This window comes from Sanyastnella coralliicola, from assembly GCF_030845195.1.
In the GTDB taxonomy this organism is placed as follows: domain Bacteria; phylum Bacteroidota; class Bacteroidia; order Flavobacteriales_D; family Sanyastnellaceae; genus Sanyastnella; species Sanyastnella coralliicola.
Genome location: NZ_CP132543.1, coordinates 220399 through 237132 on the forward strand (window position 1 = coordinate 220399; position 16734 = coordinate 237132).

At 46.6% G+C, this 16734-nt stretch carries 10 protein-coding genes and 1 tRNA gene; 9 read left to right on the forward strand and 2 right to left on the reverse strand.

Annotation, left to right across the window (positions count from 1 at the left end; all coding sequences use genetic code 11):
* Positions 1 to 210: 210 nt before the first annotated feature.
* On the forward strand, positions 211 to 9315 hold the full coding sequence (locus RA156_RS00930; protein ID WP_306642047.1) for an HYR-like domain-containing protein: 9105 nt from the start codon (positions 211 to 213) through the stop codon (positions 9313 to 9315).
* Positions 9316 to 9705: 390 nt separating this feature from the next.
* On the opposite strand, the gene RA156_RS00935 is transcribed toward RA156_RS00930, so the two are convergent.
* Positions 9706 to 10239, reverse strand: a complete 534-nt coding sequence (locus tag RA156_RS00935) for a CopD family protein (protein ID WP_306642049.1) — start codon at positions 10237 to 10239, stop codon at positions 9706 to 9708.
* 71 nt (positions 10240 to 10310) lie between these two features.
* On the opposite strand from RA156_RS00935, the gene RA156_RS00940 reads away from it, so the two are divergent.
* Positions 10311 to 10826, forward strand: coding sequence for an acyl-CoA thioesterase (locus tag RA156_RS00940; RefSeq protein ID WP_306642050.1), 516 nt, complete (start codon positions 10311 to 10313; stop codon positions 10824 to 10826).
* Here RA156_RS00940 and RA156_RS00945 read toward each other — a convergent pair.
* Entirely contained in the window at positions 10813 to 11802 is a 990-nt protein-coding gene (locus tag RA156_RS00945; RefSeq protein WP_306642051.1) for a glycosyltransferase family 9 protein, read from the reverse strand. The two genes, RA156_RS00940 and RA156_RS00945, sit on opposite strands and share 14 nt — an antisense overlap.
* Positions 11803 to 11864: 62 nt before the next feature.
* On the opposite strand from RA156_RS00945, the gene RA156_RS00950 reads away from it, so the two are divergent.
* From RA156_RS00950 to RA156_RS00980, 7 genes are all read left to right on the forward strand, one after another.
* Entirely contained in the window at positions 11865 to 12635 is a 771-nt protein-coding gene (locus RA156_RS00950) for a TatD family hydrolase (RefSeq protein ID WP_306642053.1), read from the forward strand.
* Between the two features lie 15 nt (positions 12636 to 12650).
* Positions 12651 to 13691 carry an asparaginase gene (locus RA156_RS00955; RefSeq protein WP_306642055.1) on the forward strand — a complete coding sequence of 347 codons (1041 nt, stop codon included), beginning with the start codon at positions 12651 to 12653 and terminating at the stop codon, positions 13689 to 13691.
* Between the two features lie 131 nt (positions 13692 to 13822).
* Positions 13823 to 13907: transfer RNA gene (locus tag RA156_RS00960), tRNA-Ser, on the forward strand.
* 84 nt (positions 13908 to 13991) lie between these two features.
* Positions 13992 to 14906 (forward strand): MotA/TolQ/ExbB proton channel family protein, encoded by a 915-nt coding sequence (locus RA156_RS00965; protein ID WP_306642057.1) that lies wholly within the window; start codon positions 13992 to 13994, stop codon positions 14904 to 14906.
* A 14-nt stretch (positions 14907 to 14920) separates the two neighbouring features.
* Positions 14921 to 15388, forward strand: a complete 468-nt coding sequence (locus RA156_RS00970) for a hypothetical protein (RefSeq protein ID WP_306642059.1) — start codon at positions 14921 to 14923, stop codon at positions 15386 to 15388.
* Positions 15389 to 15399: 11 nt separating this feature from the next.
* Positions 15400 to 16167, forward strand: coding sequence for an ExbD/TolR family protein (locus RA156_RS00975; protein ID WP_306642061.1), 768 nt, complete (start codon positions 15400 to 15402; stop codon positions 16165 to 16167).
* 14 nt (positions 16168 to 16181) lie between these two features.
* Positions 16182 to 16652 carry an ExbD/TolR family protein gene (locus RA156_RS00980; protein ID WP_306642063.1) on the forward strand — a complete coding sequence of 157 codons (471 nt, stop codon included), beginning with the start codon at positions 16182 to 16184 and terminating at the stop codon, positions 16650 to 16652.
* Positions 16653 to 16734 lie beyond the last annotated feature (82 nt).

Sequence of the window (16734 nt, forward strand, 5' to 3'; positions counted from 1 at the left end):
GTGACTTTACTGAAGCTACAGCGTCGAATTAATGTAACGTTAACAAGAGCGTGGAAAGACGATGAATCGCATGATTTTGTCGATTAACGATAGGATTAAGCCGATTTTTTTAGGTCTCTCCCCCTTTTGGTTAGGTTTCTTTTTATAATTTTACGCTGCTTAGTGTACCTAAATACCTAATAATTGCTCTTCGGAGCTAACTGCTTTATTATGAGAAAACTTTTATGCTGTCTAATGGCGTTCGTGCTGCTTGGTGTGCAGTCATGGGCGCAGGTGGACCCTTGCGACGGTTACGGCGTGGAGGTAGAAGTGTTCGCAGAACACGACTATCCCGCAGGTGATCCTCTAGAGGCGCTCAACGGTATGACGACTTACCGTTTGTACGCGACCACCGTAAATGCCACCGACTTCGTTTCGGCGGTAACTGGTGATGCAGACAATCCAACTGCCATCAACACAACAACTTCTTACTACCAGACTCCTATCGCGAGTGCGGTGGTAGGTAGTGCGATCAACCCTGCGTTCTACGCAGTATTCCCAACTCTAGAATTTGATTCTTGGGTGACGATCGGTCGCGCATCTACTAATGATCCGGGTGCGGATATCTCTACTGTTGAAGGAGATTTCGCTTGGATCGCAAACTTCGAAGCTGGGAACAGCCTAACTATCAATGATGTAATTGGTGGTGGTTGGTTCGCTTTGAACGGAGATGTCAACGGAATCGCAGGTGACGATAACAAAGTGCTTATCGGCCAGTTCACTACTGATGGTGAATTCGACGGTACTGTTTACGTACAGTTCTTCCCAGAAGGAGTTGGAGCGGATGAGTTCCGTTGTTCAATGGACTTCGCTGTTGGAGGTGGAGACGTAGAAGGTTGTACTGATGATACAGCTTGTAACTACGATCCAGCTGCTACACTTGACGATGGGTCATGTGTAATCGTTGACGGTGGTGTTCTTGATACGGACAGTGAGTTGACTACTTGTTCAGGAGATGGTATCGATGATATCGTTGCTGTAACAGTTTCAGGAAACTCAGGGCCAAACAGCCTATTCGTTATTACTGACGACGCATTGAACATCCTTGGTGTAAACAACACAGGAGAATTCAACCTAGAAGGTGCTCCAGCAGGAACTTGCTTGATCTGGCACCTTTCATACGATGACAACGTAGATCTAAACATCGACAATGCAGGTGACCTTGCAGGATGTTTCGACCTTTCTGATTCTATCGCGGTTGTTCGCGAGCAGGGTGGTTGTAACGACGACGGTGCTTGTAACTACGATCCAGCTGCAGGTTGTGACGATGGTTCATGTGAATACGATAGCTGTGCAGGTTGTACAGACGCTAACGCATGTAACTTCGATCCAACAGCGACTATCGAAGACGGTTCATGTCTAGCATTCGATGATTGTGGAAACTGTGGTGGTAACGAAACTTCAGGTTGTATTGACCCGATGGCTTGTAACTACGACGTTTTCGCTGGATGTGATGATGGTTCTTGTGAGTACGATAGCTGTGCAGGATGTACAGACGACGCTGCATGTAACTACGACCCAGCTGCGACACTTGACGATGGTTCTTGTGTAATCGTAGATGGTGGTGTGCTAGATACAGATAGCGAACTAGTAACTTGTTCAGGAGATGGTATCGATGATATCGTTGCTGTAACAGTTTCAGGAAACTCTGGGCCAAACAGCCTATTCGTTATTACTGACGATGCATTGAATATCCTTGGTGCGAACAACACAGGAGAATTCAACCTAGAAGGTGCTCCAGCAGGAACTTGCTTGATCTGGCACCTATCATACGATGACAACGTAGATCTAAACATCGATAACGCAGGTGACCTTGCAGGATGTTTCGATCTTTCTGATTCTATCGCTGTTGAGCGTCTAGAGTCTGGTTGTACAGATGACAACGCATGTAACTACGATCCAGCTGCAGGCTGTGATGATGGATCATGTTTCTACGATGACTGCGATTGTGTAGTTGTGTGTCCAGATGACGTGACTGTAGAATGTGGATCTGAAGTTGATCCAATGTACACTGGAATGCCAGAGGTATTCGGTGACTGTTCTTCAGATATCGTAATGCTTGACGATCAGGTTGACGGTGACGGTTGTGTCACAACAATCACTCGTACTTGGATGGTATACGCAGACGCTAATGGTGGACAAGACTTCGGAGATGTTCCAGTTGAAACTTGTGTTCAGACGATCACTATTGTTGATACAACAGCTCCAGAATTCGTTGATTTCCCAGAAGACGTTCTAGTACAGTGTATCGAAGACGTTCCTGCACCAATGATGGTTGACGCGGAAGACGCTTGTAACGATGTGGAATCTGTAGAGATCTTCACAAGCGAAACAGGTTTCCCAACTGATTCATGTGTAGCCTCAACGGCATTCGGACCTGGAGATGATTGGGCACTATGGCTACCAGTATTGGAGACAGAAGGTCTATCACCAACAGATGATTTCGTTCCAGTAGGAGACTTGGCATTTGTCAAGTACAACGACGGAACAGCACGTTTGACTGGTTCAGTAGTAAACGATGAGAACCCAGCACAAGGATGGGACATCGACCTACACTTCGAGAACCAAGCAACATGGGCAGAGTGGGAAGCAATGGGCCGTTCTTACAAGGATGACCTAGGACTTGCAGCAGCAGGCGGTAACCTATGGACAACATGGGATTACTACGAGCTAGTAAATGGCTTCTCAACATTGACAGGTACAGGAGACTTCGCAGGCGATGTTCTTTACCTCGATCACATGCCATCAAGCTACTACTTCGGATTCCAGTGTGGAGAGGCAGCGAACAACCGCAACTCAAACTTCGGTATGAGCGGATGGTTCACTTACTCAGGATTCATCGGAGGTGAAGCAGTAGAAGGACACGGAGACGTAAACGTAGACAAGGAATGTGTTCCAACACAGGGTCAAGAGTGTGTGAACGATGATGAGTTCACTTACTACTACCGTGCAGAGGATTCATGTGGAAACGTAGCGTTCGAATCATACACCGTAACAGTAAACGATACAACAGCACCAGAATTCACTGTCGTACCAGAAGACATCACAGTAGAATGTGACGAGGTACCAGTACCAGTATTCGAAGGTGTAGAAGCGATCGACAACTGTGAATGTGGAGTAGAAAGCATCGTATACATCGGCGAGACACTCGTAGATGGAGGCAACGATTGTCTTTACCAGCTACAGCGTGAGTGGGCAGCATTCGACTGCTGTGGAAACCGCGCAGACTACGTACAAACAATCACTGTAGAAGACACCACAGCACCAGAGGTTACTTACGTACCAGCTGACGTGACTTACGAGTGTGATGAAGAAGTACTAGTAGAACTAGCAGAAGGAGTAGACAACTGTCAGGACGTAGAGGTTACTTACGAAGATTCAATCGAAGAAGGTGACTGTCCACAGGAATACACAATCACACGTACGTTCTACCTATCAGACGGATGTGATAACGTATCTACCGCAACACAAACAATCTCAGTAGTTGATACAACAGCTCCAGTATTCGGAGATTACGAAGTATCAGTATCAGTAGAGTGTACAGAAGTTGACGAAGTAGAAGGACCAGACGCAACAGACAACTGTGGTGAGGTGACGATCACTTACGAAGACCAACTCCAATCAGGAGGATGTCTAGGAGTTATCGTACGTACTTACACAGCAGTAGATGAGTGTGGTAACGAAGTAACAACAGAACAGTACATCACGATTTTGGATACGACACCACCGGTGATCGAGAATCCAGCAGACATGACAGTAGAGTGTGACGAAGTACCAGCAGCTCCAGGAGCAGACGGTATCGAGATCTACGACAACTGTGGTGAAGAAGTAGAGGTAACATTCACAGAAGAGATCATCGACGGTCTATGTGAAGACAGCTACACAATCGTATGGACATGGACAGCAACTGACTACTGTGAGAACATGTCAGAGGCTTCAACAACAATCACAGTACAAGACACAACCAACCCAGTATTCGTAGAAGTACCGGAAGATGTGACTTACGAGTGTGACGAAGAAGTACCAGCATGTAGCTCAGACGACGTAGTAGCAGAAGATAACTGTGACAACGACGTAGTAGTAGAATGTGAAGATCAGATCATCGACGGAGACTGTCCACAAGAGTACACGATCCAGCGTATCTACCGCGCATTCGATAACTGTGGTAACCAAGCGATCTACGTACAGAACATCTCAGTAGTTGACACCACTGCACCAATGTTCCCAGAACTAGCAGAGTTGACTTACGAGTGTGACGAAGAGATTCCAGTGATCCTACCAGACGCAACAGATAACTGTGGTGCGGTAACGGTTACTTACGAAGACTCAACAGTAGACGGAGAGTGTCCACAGGAATACACAATCACACGTACTTACACAGCAGAAGACGAGTGTGGAAACACAAGCTCAGCTTCACAGACAATCAACGTTGTTGATACAACTGCACCGGTATTCGATGAGTACCCAGTAGAAGTAGAAGCACCATGTGATAACGTAGACGTGGCGATCCTAACAGCTACAGATAACTGTGGTGAGGTAACTGTAACCTACGAAGACACACCAGTGTCAGGAGGATGTGCAGGAACAATCATCCGTGATTACGTAGCAGTAGACGAGTGTGGAAACGAAGCAACAGCACAGCAGATCATCTCACTAGTTGATGAAGTAGCTCCTGTATTCGTTGAAGTACCTGCAGACATGACTTACGAGTGTGACCAGGAAGTACCAGCATGTAGCTCAGACGACGTAGCAGTTGAAGACAACTGTACAGAGGTTGAGGTTAGCTGTGCAGACGTTACAATCGACGGAGACTGTCCACAGGAATACACCATCGAGCGTACATACACAGCAGAAGATAACTGTGGAAACATCTCAACATACACACAGACGATCACAGTAGTTGATACAACAGCTCCTGAGTTCACAGACGTACCAGCAGACGCAACGTACGAGTGTGATGAAGAGATCCCAGCAATCAATGCTGAAGCAGAAGATAACTGTGGCGATGTAACAGTAACATGGGAAGATTCAATCGCCGATGGAGACTGTCCACAAGAGTACACGATCACACGTACATTCACAGCAATGGACGAGTGTGGAAACTCAAGCACAGAGACACAGACAATCACAGTAGTTGATACAACAGCTCCTGAATTCACAATGGTACCAGCTGACGCCACTTACGAGTGTGACGAAGAAGTACTAGTGATGATGGCTGAAGCATCAGATAACTGTGGTGAAGTAACAGTTACATACGAAGATTCAACAGTAGACGGTGAGTGTCCTCAAGAGTACACAATCACACGTACGTTCACTGCAGAAGACGAGTGTGGTAACTCAAGCACTGCAACACAGACAATCAACGTGGTTGATACAACTGCACCGGTATTCGATGAGTACCCAGTAGAAGTAGAAGTACCATGTGACGATATCGAAGCAGCAATCTTGACTGCAACTGATAACTGTGGTGAAGTAACAATCACTTACGAAGACACATTCGTATCAGGTGGTTGTGCAGGAACAATCATCCGTGATTACGTAGCGGTTGACGAATGTGGAAACGAGGCTACTGCTCAGCAGATCCTTTCTCTATTCGACGACGAAGCACCTGTATTCACTGGAGGACCTGCTGACGTAACTGTAGAGTGTGATGACATTCCTGCAGTTGGTGAAGTAGTTGACGGTGGTGATGACAACAACGGTGAACTAGGAGCTGGAGCGTTTGTACGTTCTAACGCTAGCCTATGGGGCGGAGTTGACGCTCACGTTGTTGCAATGGACGCGTTGTACGGAGCAGGAAACTGGTCTGACCTACGTTTCGAAGACGTTGATATCAACGATCTATTGAACAACCACGGATTCATCTACCTAGAAGGTGGTGACGCAGGAGCTAACGAAATGTCAGCATTCCTTGCAGATAACATCTCAGCGATCGAAAACTGGGTTGATAACGGTGGACGTCTATTGATGAACGCTGCGCCTAACGAAGGTGGAAACATCGACTTCGGATTCGGTGGTGTACAATTGGTTTACCCAAGCTTCACTGAAATCGCTGAAGCATCTGATGCAGCGCACCCAATCTTCAACGGAATCGCAACTACTTACACTGGTAACTGGTTCGGTCACTCGTTGATCTGTCCTGCTGGAATGAGCGCGATCATGAACGCTCAAGGTGCACCTGACGATGTAGTTCTTGCTGAAATGGCGTACGGAAACGGACGTGTAGTATTCGGTGGAACAACACTACCATTCTTCAGCGAGCCTAGCTGGGATCCTCAGCCAGACTTCCAGATGCTTGCTAACTCAATCGTTGCGTACGCAGCAGACGGAGCAGCAGCAATTGCAACTGATATTTCAGCTGAAGACAACTGTGATGACGACGTAGAGATCGAGTACGTTGGAGAGGAAATCATCCCTGGTGATTGTCCAAACAACTACACAATCGTTCGTACTTGGGTTGCAGAAGATAACTGTGACAACGAGGCGTTCTACACTCAGAACATCACTGTAGTTGATACAACTGCTCCTGAATTCACTGAAGTAGCAGAAGACGTAACTGTAGAATGTGATGAAGAGCTACCAGCTCCGTTCGCAACTGCAGAAGATAACTGTGGTGAAGTGACTATCGAGGTATCTCCAGAGATCATCGACGGTGACTGTCCACAGGAGTACACAATGATCCGCACTTACACTGCGACTGATGATTGTGGAAACTCAAGCACAGCGACTCAAACAATCACAGTAGTTGACACAACTGCTCCTGAATTCACAATGGTACCAGCTGACGTTACATACGAGTGTGACGAAGAAGTACTTGAGATGATGGCAGAAGCTTCTGACAACTGTGGTGAAGTAACTGTAACATACACTGACGACGTTGCTGATGGCGACTGTCCACAGGAGTACACAATTACACGTGTGTTCACTGCAGAAGATGAGTGTGGAAACACAAGCACAGCTTCTCAGACGATCACAGTAGTTGATACAACAGCACCAGTATTCGAAGATTACTCGGTAGAAGTTGAAGCTCCATGTGACAACCCAGACGTAGCGGTTCTTACTGCAACTGATAACTGTGGTGAAGTAACTGTAACATTCGTTGATACTCCAGTGTCAGGTGGATGTGCAGGAACAATCATCCGTGATTACGTAGCAGTAGACGAGTGTGGAAACGAAACAACTGCTCAGCAGATCATCAGCCTTGTTGATGAAGTTGCTCCAGTAGCTGAAAACGTTCCTGCTGACGTTACTTACGAGTGTGATGAAGACTACGTTCTTACTGAGCCTTCATTCGCTGACAACTGTGATGATGAACTAGACGTTGTATACACTGAGGTAACTGAGCCTCTAGATTGCTACTTCCAGATCATCCGCACTTGGACTGCGACAGATGATTGTGATAACGAAACAACAGTTTCACAGACTATCACTATCACTGACACAACTGCTCCTGAATTGAGCGTTGCTGACGACGTAACGATCGAGTGTTCTATGGAAGTACCAGCTCCTTCATTCGAAGTATCTGATAACTGTGATTCAGCAGTTGTTGTAGAGATCACTTCTGAAACTATCGACGGAGACTGCCCACAGGAATACACAATGATCCGCACATACACTGCAACTGATAACTGTGGTAACACAACATCAGACATGCAGACAATTACTGTAGTTGATACAACTGCTCCAGTATTCACTTCTGTTGCGGCTGACGTAACAATCGAGTGTGACGAAGAGCTACCAGCTCCTTCAGCTGAAGCAGAAGACAACTGTGGTGAAGTAACGATCGAAGTTTCTCCAGAGATGATCGATGGTGAGTGTGATAATGAGTACACAATGATCCGTACGTACACTGCGATGGATGAGTGTGGTAACTCAACTACTGCAACTCAAACGATCACTGTAGTTGATACAACAGCTCCTGAATTCACAAGCGTTCCTTCAGACATGACTGTTGAGTGTCTAAGCGACGTTCCTGAAATGATGGATCTAGAAGCAACTGATAACTGTGGTACAGTAACAGTTGATTGTTCAGAGGTATCTGACCTTGACGAATGTGGAAACGGAGTTGTTATTCGCACTTGTGTAGCGACTGACGCTTGTGGAAACAGCACTGAGGTTAGCTACTCAATTACGATCAATGATGTAACTGCTCCAACACTAGAAGGTCTTCCAGAAGCGAACCTAGTTCTTGACTGTGAAGATGATCTTCCTGCACCAGCAGACGTATCTGCTCTTGATAACTGTGATGAGTTCGTATCTGTAGATTACAGCGAAGAGCTTATCGGAGAGCTACCTGCAGAAGGAAGTTCAGCTGACTGTGTTGCAATGACTCCTGAAGCTTACGAAGACGGAGAGACTTGTGCAGGAACTGAAACTTGGAGTGTAGTACTATTCGACTTCAACGATGAAGAAGCATCTTACTACAGCACGATCGACGCGAACTGGGTTGAGTACCCTGACGGAACAGCTACTCTAACAGGTACTGTATTCTGTAACGCTAACCCGGATGCAGGTTGGGAAATCAACGTTGCATTCGAGAACGGTCTGCCATGGGAAGAGTGGTCAACTCAAGGATTCCCTACTAGCTACAAGGATGATTGTGACATCTCTGAAGACAACCACTTCGATTGGATGTACTACATCATGTCAGCTGGAGCGACTCTAACTGGATGGGGTGACTACGAAGGTTCTACATTGAACCTATCTCACGCACCAAGTAACTTCTACTTCGGATACCAGGTAGGTGTTGCTGCGAACAACGTGAACTTGAACTACGGTTCAGGTGGATGGTTCACTTACGACGGTCTCTTCAACGGTGTTGAAGTGAACGGATCAGGTGACTTCGCATTCGATCACGATTGTTGTCCACAGTACTCTGTAGAGCGCACATGGTGTGCGGAAGATTGTTCTGGTAACGTGACTTGCTTCACGCAGACTATCTCATTCGCAGACCTAAGCGACGAGAACCCAGTTGTTGATCTAGACTTCGAAGAAGCAGCTGCTGATAAGGGTGACTTCGAGATCGTACGTATCTCGCCTAACCCATCGAAAGATGTTTCTATGATCGAGTACCGCTCATACACGAACAACTCAGTTCGTCTTGAGGTAACTGATCTAAGCGGACGTCTAATCGAGGTTCTTTACGATGGAAATGTGATTGCAGGTGAAACTTACCGCACGAACATTAACACTACAGAACTAGAGAACGGTCTATACCAGATCCGCCTCTACTCACTCAACCACGCTAGCAATAAGAAGCTGGTTGTTGCTAAGTAATTAACGAAGCTCATATAGTTGAAAGCCCCGCATTTGCGGGGCTTTCTTTTTTATGGGGTTGCGGTACGCGGAACGAGGATTGCGGATCGCGGATCGCGGATCGCGGAACGTGGAATGCGGATCGCGGAACGTGGAATGCGGATCGCGGATCGCGGATCGCGGAACGTAGAACGTAGAACGTGGAACGAGGTCGACGTGATTCGGTTAGAAGATGATAACCCGGTAGGGACGGATAAAATCCGTCCAAAACCTTCTCACGGTAGACGGTAGACGGTGGACGGTGGACGGTTGACCGTGGAGGTTACGTGTGGATTGTTAATGATGGAAGACGGGTCAGTGTACACCCAATTCCTAACATACGCCTTAAGCCCTAGGCCATATGCCTAGTCGTTATTTCCTCATCCTCTGATACCTCTTAATCACGAAGGTGAATAACAAGGCAATACCGATAATACCAACCACACCTTTGATCCAATCCACTGCATTGCGTTGGATGATGAGGAAGACTACGGAAATAAGGATCAAGGTTGGTAGTTCATTGAGAAAGCGAAGTCTGATACTATTGAGCACATCAGGGCGGGTCTGAAGCTGCTTAAAAACGCGATGCGTGTATAGCTGGTAGAGCCATAGAAAAGCTACGAAGCCCAGCTTGACTTGCATGAATCCCTGTTCTAATAGAAACGGACGAAAGTAAAGCATGGTGAGTCCGCAGAGGGTGCAGATGATGGCGCTTGGCCAGGTAATCGCATACCAGAGCCTACGTTCCATGATTTTAAATTGCCCAATGAGGATGCTGCGCTCTGGATCATCCTTATCGTTGGCTTCCCGGTGATAGATGAATAACCGCACGATGTAGAATAGTCCGGCGAACCACGTCACCATGAAAATGATGTGCAGGGCTTTGTACGTGTCATAGAACTCCATAAGGCAAAATTAACAACAGTCTTTAGCATGCGCCGGTTTCAATTGAAGTATCTTTGCGGGAAATTTTCAAGATGAAGCCAAGAAAAGCATCAGAAACATTCGCAAGTAGTAGTCGAATCGTTCTTCCTAACGATACGAATACCCTCGGAAACCTCATGGGAGGGCAGCTATTGAACTGGATGGATATCAACGCTGCCATCTCGGCTCATCGTCATTGTCGACGTGTGGTGGTTACCGCAGCTGTCAACAATGTATCCTTTGATTCAGCGATTAATCTAGCCGACGTTGTTTCTATTGAATCTAAAGTGTCACGCGCTTTCAATTCTTCAATGGAGGTCTACTTAGATGTTTACGTTGAAAATCACACTACGGGTGAACGCAGCAAGTGTAACGAAGCGATTTACACTTTCGTTGCAGTGGATCAACTAGGAGCGCCAATTCAGGTGCCAGAATTGATCCCTGAGACGGAGTCTGAAATCAAACGTTACGATAGCGCGTTGCGTCGTCGTCAACTTTCATTGATCCTTGCGGGTAAAATGAAACCGACAGATGCCACTGAGCTTCGTATCCTGTTTACTGGCGAGTAAGGTGTGAAATGATCCGAGCTGGATCAATCTGAGTAATACAGCGCTCTTCTTTACCGTATTTGCATCGATCTCCTAGCTTCGAGCATGGACGTTTGTTGAGTCCTTCAGGTTCAATGATAACGCTTCCTGCTGCTGGTTTGTACGGGTACATTCCAAAGTCCGGAGTAGTACAACCCCAAACGGAAATAACCGGACGATTCATCGCTGCAGCAATGTGCATCATGCCTGTGTCTCCGGCAACGACCTTAGTGGCTTGAGCAATGACGCTTGCACTTCCATTGACGGAGAGCTTGCCCGCTGCATTGAATACCTTACCTGGGAATTGGCCTTCCAGCGATTGGCTTGTTTCTACATCTGAAGGTCCGCCAATGATGATCACAGGGAGTTCACTTCCTTCGCACAGCTGCGCGATGAAGTCTTCTTCCATTCGCTTACCAATATGGGCAGCACCAATGGCAATTGCATGGAAAGCTCCTTTGAGATTTGGGAAGAGTTCTTGAATATTGATTTCTTCTCCCGGTGGTACGTAGAATTCTAATCCTTTATCATCCGCCTGAACACTAAAAGCCTTCAAGGTGTCGAGGTAGCGATCTACAATGTGCTTGTCGGGCATTTTATTCACTCCGAAGTTCACTAAGAGCCACTTTTCCTTGTTGTACTTCTTGAAAGTGAAATCAATCATCTTCAATGATCGCTTGACCATGCGTGAACGAATGTTGCGATGAAGATCAATGATGTAGTCGTATTGCTCTTCTTTGAGCTCTTCCATGACTTCGGCGGTAGCCTTTTCAATAGAATAGACCTTAGAGACACGTGGGTTTGATTCCACAAGTGGAGCATAAGCCTTCTTTGTCAAGAAGTGAATTTCTGAATCTCCCTCCATCTGTTCCTCAATAGCTCGAAGCACAGGTGTGGTCAACACGATGTCGCCAATGGAAGAAAAACGAATAACTAGAAATTTCGCAGGTCTGCTCATGCGGGCCAAAAATATACATTTCATACGCAGTGCCTCGCGGAACTGAATTGTACTTTTGCACCATGTTTTTGATCGATACCCATACACATCTGTATTCGTCGCAATTTGATGAAGACCGTGAGGAAATGGTTCAGCGTGCTTTTGACGCTGGTGTGAAGCAAATGCTATTGCCGAATATTGACTTGGAGTCGATTCAAGGGATGAAAGACCTTGTTGCTGCGCATCCTGATGCGATGTACCCTATGATGGGACTTCATCCTTGTTCTGTGAAAGCTGACTTTCAAGAGGTACTTGCCACACTAAAGGCAGAACTAGAAAACGGAGAATACATCGCTGTAGGGGAGATGGGGATGGATCTATACTGGGATAAAACCTTTCTCGAGGAGCAGAAGGAAGCATTTCGCATTCAGATTGAATGGGCGAAAGAGAAAGGACTTCCAGTGGTGTTGCACGTGAGAGATGCATTTGACGAGACGCTTTCGCTACTCGATGAATTGAATGACGACCGCCTAACCGGTGTATTCCATTGTTTCACAGGGACTGAAGAGCACGCCCAGCACATCGATGGCTATGGTGGATTCTATTTTGGCATTGGTGGCGTGGTGACTTTCAAGAACGGAGGAGTCGATAAAGTGTTGCCTTCTATTGATCGCTCGAAGATCATTCTGGAAACCGATAGCCCTTACCTCGCTCCCAAACCGCATCGTGGTAAGCGCAACGAATCTGCCTATACTCAATTGGTAGCCCAGCGTTCTGCAGATGTACTTGAAATGTCCATCGATGAGCTAGCAGCGTTGACGACAACAAACGCACAACGCTTGTTCAACATCTAATTCGCATATTGCGTCATGGCTAGATCGGTCTTAATCATATATACAGGAGGCACCATCGGTATGATGGAAGATCCGGAATCGCGTTCGTTGATTCCTTTTGATTTTGAACAGCTCTCTCATCAGGTTCCTGAGCTGACACGCTTTGATCTGGTTATTGACGCCGTTTCTTTTGATCCGATCTTGGACTCTTCAAACATCCAAGTAGAGCACTGGCAGCAGATGGCGCGCCAGATAGAAAGCAACTACGAGCAATATGATGGTTTCGTGGTGCTGCATGGTACAGATACCATGGCCTACTCAGCTTCTGCATTGAGTTTCATGCTTCGTGGATTGCAGAAACCAGTGATATTCACAGGAAGTCAGCTTCCGATAGGGGTATTGCGTACCGATGGAAAAGAGAATCTTATTACTTCCATTCAGCTGGCTGGGATGGCTTCGAACAATACTCCGGTAATTCGAGAAGTAGCCATCTATTTTGGCTCCGCTCTCTATCGAGGAAATCGTACACACAAATACAGTACGGAAGCGTTTGACGCGATTCATAGTCCGAATCTTCCGGCGCTAGCCGAAGCAGGCATACACGTGCAGTTTCGAACCAATTTATTCCCTGTAGTATCTGAAGAAACACCTTTTTCTGTCCAATATGAGATGGATTCTAGGGTGGCTGTGCTGAAATTATTCCCGGGTATTCGCAAAGAAGTAGTGCAAGGGATTTGCAGCACGCCAAATCTTAAAGGTTTGATAATAGAGACCTTCGGATCAGGTAATTCTCCAGACCTCCCATGGTTCATTGAAGAACTCGGGAAATTGCGCGAAAAGGGCGTGTTTATGGTGAATGTGACGCAATGCAGTGAAGGCTTTGTAGAGCAAGGTAGGTACGCAACGAGTACTTCCATGATGGAGTTAGGAGTGATACCAGCGGCCGATATGACCTTTGAGGCAGCACTGACAAAAATGATGTATTTAATACCCCAGTGTGGAGATGTTGAAACATTTGGAAATCAGATGCTTACACCTATGCGAGGAGAGTTGACATCCTACTCTTCACTTGTATAGAAATCGCTTGTGTTTGAAGGGCTTTGGAATTGTTGTTCTCATTGATTTTTTCGTAATTTGCCGCCCACTTAAAGGAGGGAAAGTGGCGTTAGAACTTGAGTAATGCCGAGTCACCTGTCAGTGGAAATCACGGAGAGGTGGCCGAGTGGCTTAAGGCGCACGCCTGGAAAGCGTGTTTCCCGCAAGGGATCCAGGGTTCGAATCCCTGTCTCTCCGCTAAGTCAACAAACCAAACAAAGGAAATAACTGAATATTAAAGGTTAACCCATTCAGACAAGAAGTTAAATCAATTAAAGAACCATGAAAAAACTGCTTGCGTTCATTGCCATCTTCGGAGCTCTTACATTCGGATTGGCGAACAATCTTTCTGCTCAAGATGGAGGAGAAACAATTACAGAAGAAGTAACAGATGCTGCCGGAGAAATGGTAGACGAAGCTGGCGATGCCATGGAAGCAGGCGCTGATTCTGCTGCCGCTGCTGCTCAGAAAGCTGCTGCGAACCTTCAAAACCGTGCTCAAGCAGCCAAAGAAGCTCTCGAGGCGGACGCTGCTGATGCTCCTGCTGAAAAGCGTGAAGTATTGAGCTTCCACCAAACAGTGAAGCGTTACTTCATCGAAGGGGGTGCAACGTTCATGGCTTTCGTATTGATCTGTCTAATCTTCGGATTGGCACTTGCGATCGAGCGTATCATTTACTTGAACATGGCTACCACAAACACTGACAAACTTTTAGCGAAAGTTGAAGACGCGCTAAAAGCAGGTGGTGCTGAAGCGGCAAAAGAAGTTTGCCGTAACACTCGTGGTCCTGTTGCTTCAATCTTCTACCAAGGTCTTGACCGTTACGACGGTGATTTCCAAGAGATGGTGAAGGCAATTGAAGACAACGGTTCAGTTGAAATGAGCAAGCTAGAGAGCGGTCTTTCTTGGATATCACTCTTTATCGCACTCGCACCGATGCTTGGTTTCATGGGAACGGTAATCGGTATGATCTCGGCCTTCGATAAGATTGCTGAGGCGAACACAATTAACGCATCTATTGTAGCAGGTGGTATTAAGGTAGCCTTGATTACTACGGTATCGGGTCTTATTGTAGCCATCATTCTTCAGATTTTCTACAACTACATTCTTTCTAAGATCGATAGCCTAGTGCTAGATATGGAAGAATCTTCGATGGAACTAGTAGATATGCTCTACAAGATGCGTCGATCTAAGTAATAAGGAGGCTTAGCATGAAAAGTCAAGGATTAAAAATCGGACTAGCGGTTCTTCGTACGCTGATCATTGCTATCGGGTCAATTCTATTGATCATGATCGCAGGAGCAAGCGTTGCTGAAGAAACGTATGTCGAGGGGATGGCCAACTACGGTGGCCTACTCGACGGGGTTTACAACCTGATGGTTGGTGCGCTCGTACTATGTGCAGCAGCAGCGATCATCTTCGGACTGGTCTATTTCTTCGGTAACATCAAAAATCGCATGGGTTCTCTTATTGGATTCGCGGTATTCGCTGTGATCGGATTGATCAGTTTCTACGCTCTAGCAGACGGTACGGTACTTTCAGCATACGAAAGCTCAGGTATCGAAGTAACTGAAGGTGAGTCATCTTTTGCAGGTGGCGGAGTAATCTTTGTATACATCCTAGGAGGAATTGCACTACTCAGCATCATTTGGGCTGAGGTGAGCCGATTCTTCAAATAACCCCGAATCGAATGGCAAGAAGACCACTACAAGAAATCAATGCAGGATCGATGGCTGACATCGCCTTCCTTCTATTGATTTTCTGGCTGGTGACTACGACCATCGACTCGGACGAAGGGGTGAAACGTCAGTTACCACCACCGGTGCCGCCAGACGTCAACGTTCCTCCAGTGCGAGAGCGTAACGTATTCGTGGTACTTGTGAACGCGAACAACGACCTCCTCGTGGAAGGTGAAGAATTGAAAATCGACCGATTGAAGGATCGTGCGAAAGACTTCCTCACAGCTACAGGAGACGGAATACTCTACCCAGAGACTCCAGAAGATCCAGATCTTCCAGTGAGAGAATGGGTACGAAAAGCATTCGTAGCACAGAAGGTTGCCGAATATGAAGCAGCTGTGCGTGGAGCATCTGATCCAGATGCGAAAAAGGCATTCCAAAAAGTACTCGAGAGCTGGCGAGATAAACTCGCGGCCATCGATCTACTTGGAGGAGATTACCGCCAGCTTCCTGGATCGGCGATCATTTCTATGCGAAATGACCGCAACACTAGCTACGATACTTACATCCAGGTGAATAACGAGCTGGAAGCAGCCATCAATGAGCTTCGTGACGAGCTCTCGCAGGCGAAATTCGGCATGTCTTATTCAGCTTTGGAAGAGAAGTACGAGAAGAGCCCTGACGAGCTTACTCGCCAGAAAATCTTCGCTGTACGAGCTGTATATCCACAACGTATCTCTGAGGCTGAGCCACAGGATGCAGGAGCAGTGTATAACTAAACTCAGAAGCACACATGGCACAATTTGGAAAAAAGAAGAAGAGGGTCGTTGGAGAGGTATCTACCGCTTCACTTCCTGACATCGTGTTCATGCTTCTTTTCTTCTTCATGGTGGCAACTGTATTGCGTACCGAAGAAGAGAAGGTTCGTGTGATCCGACCTGACGCCTCTGAGCTCTACCGTATTGAGAAGAAACACTTGATTCGCTACGTCAACATCGGTGTACCTCAGGATACCCGCTACGGAACAGATCCTGTGATGCAGTTGAACGATGCCTTTGCTTCTCCAGCTGAAATCTATGAATGGGTTGAAAAAGAGCGTACAACGCTCAACGAAGCTGAGCAAAGTAAGATGTGGGTTTCACTAAAAGTGGACAAAGAAACGAAGATGGGAATCGTGACAGATGTGAAGCAAGAGCTCCGCAAAGCATCTGCACTGAAAGTACTCTACTCTGCAGGTCGTCGTGACCGTACAGGAGAGGAGTAATCTCAATTCAAGAAATAGTAAAAAGGGAATCCATTGGGTTCCCTTTTTTGATATGTGATTATTAGGTCAAAGTGTTGATTGA

What these genes read in the sequence shown, in the direction of transcription:
- RA156_RS00950 (WP_306642053.1), top strand. Translation starts at nt 11,865, where the DNA reads ATGTTTTTGATCGATACCCATACACATCTGTATTCGTCGCAATTTGAT.
- RA156_RS00930 (WP_306642047.1), top strand. Translation starts at nt 211, where the DNA reads ATGAGAAAACTTTTATGCTGTCTAATGGCGTTCGTGCTGCTTGGTGTG.
- RA156_RS00935 (WP_306642049.1), bottom strand. Translation starts at nt 10,239, where the DNA reads ATGGAGTTCTATGACACGTACAAAGCCCTGCACATCATTTTCATGGTG.
- RA156_RS00980 (WP_306642063.1), top strand. Translation starts at nt 16,182, where the DNA reads ATGGCACAATTTGGAAAAAAGAAGAAGAGGGTCGTTGGAGAGGTATCT.
- RA156_RS00955 (WP_306642055.1), top strand. Translation starts at nt 12,651, where the DNA reads ATGGCTAGATCGGTCTTAATCATATATACAGGAGGCACCATCGGTATG.
- RA156_RS00965 (WP_306642057.1), top strand. Translation starts at nt 13,992, where the DNA reads ATGAAAAAACTGCTTGCGTTCATTGCCATCTTCGGAGCTCTTACATTC.
- RA156_RS00975 (WP_306642061.1), top strand. Translation starts at nt 15,400, where the DNA reads ATGGCAAGAAGACCACTACAAGAAATCAATGCAGGATCGATGGCTGAC.
- RA156_RS00970 (WP_306642059.1), top strand. Translation starts at nt 14,921, where the DNA reads ATGAAAAGTCAAGGATTAAAAATCGGACTAGCGGTTCTTCGTACGCTG.
- RA156_RS00945 (WP_306642051.1), bottom strand. Translation starts at nt 11,802, where the DNA reads ATGAGCAGACCTGCGAAATTTCTAGTTATTCGTTTTTCTTCCATTGGC.
- RA156_RS00940 (WP_306642050.1), top strand. Translation starts at nt 10,311, where the DNA reads ATGAAGCCAAGAAAAGCATCAGAAACATTCGCAAGTAGTAGTCGAATC.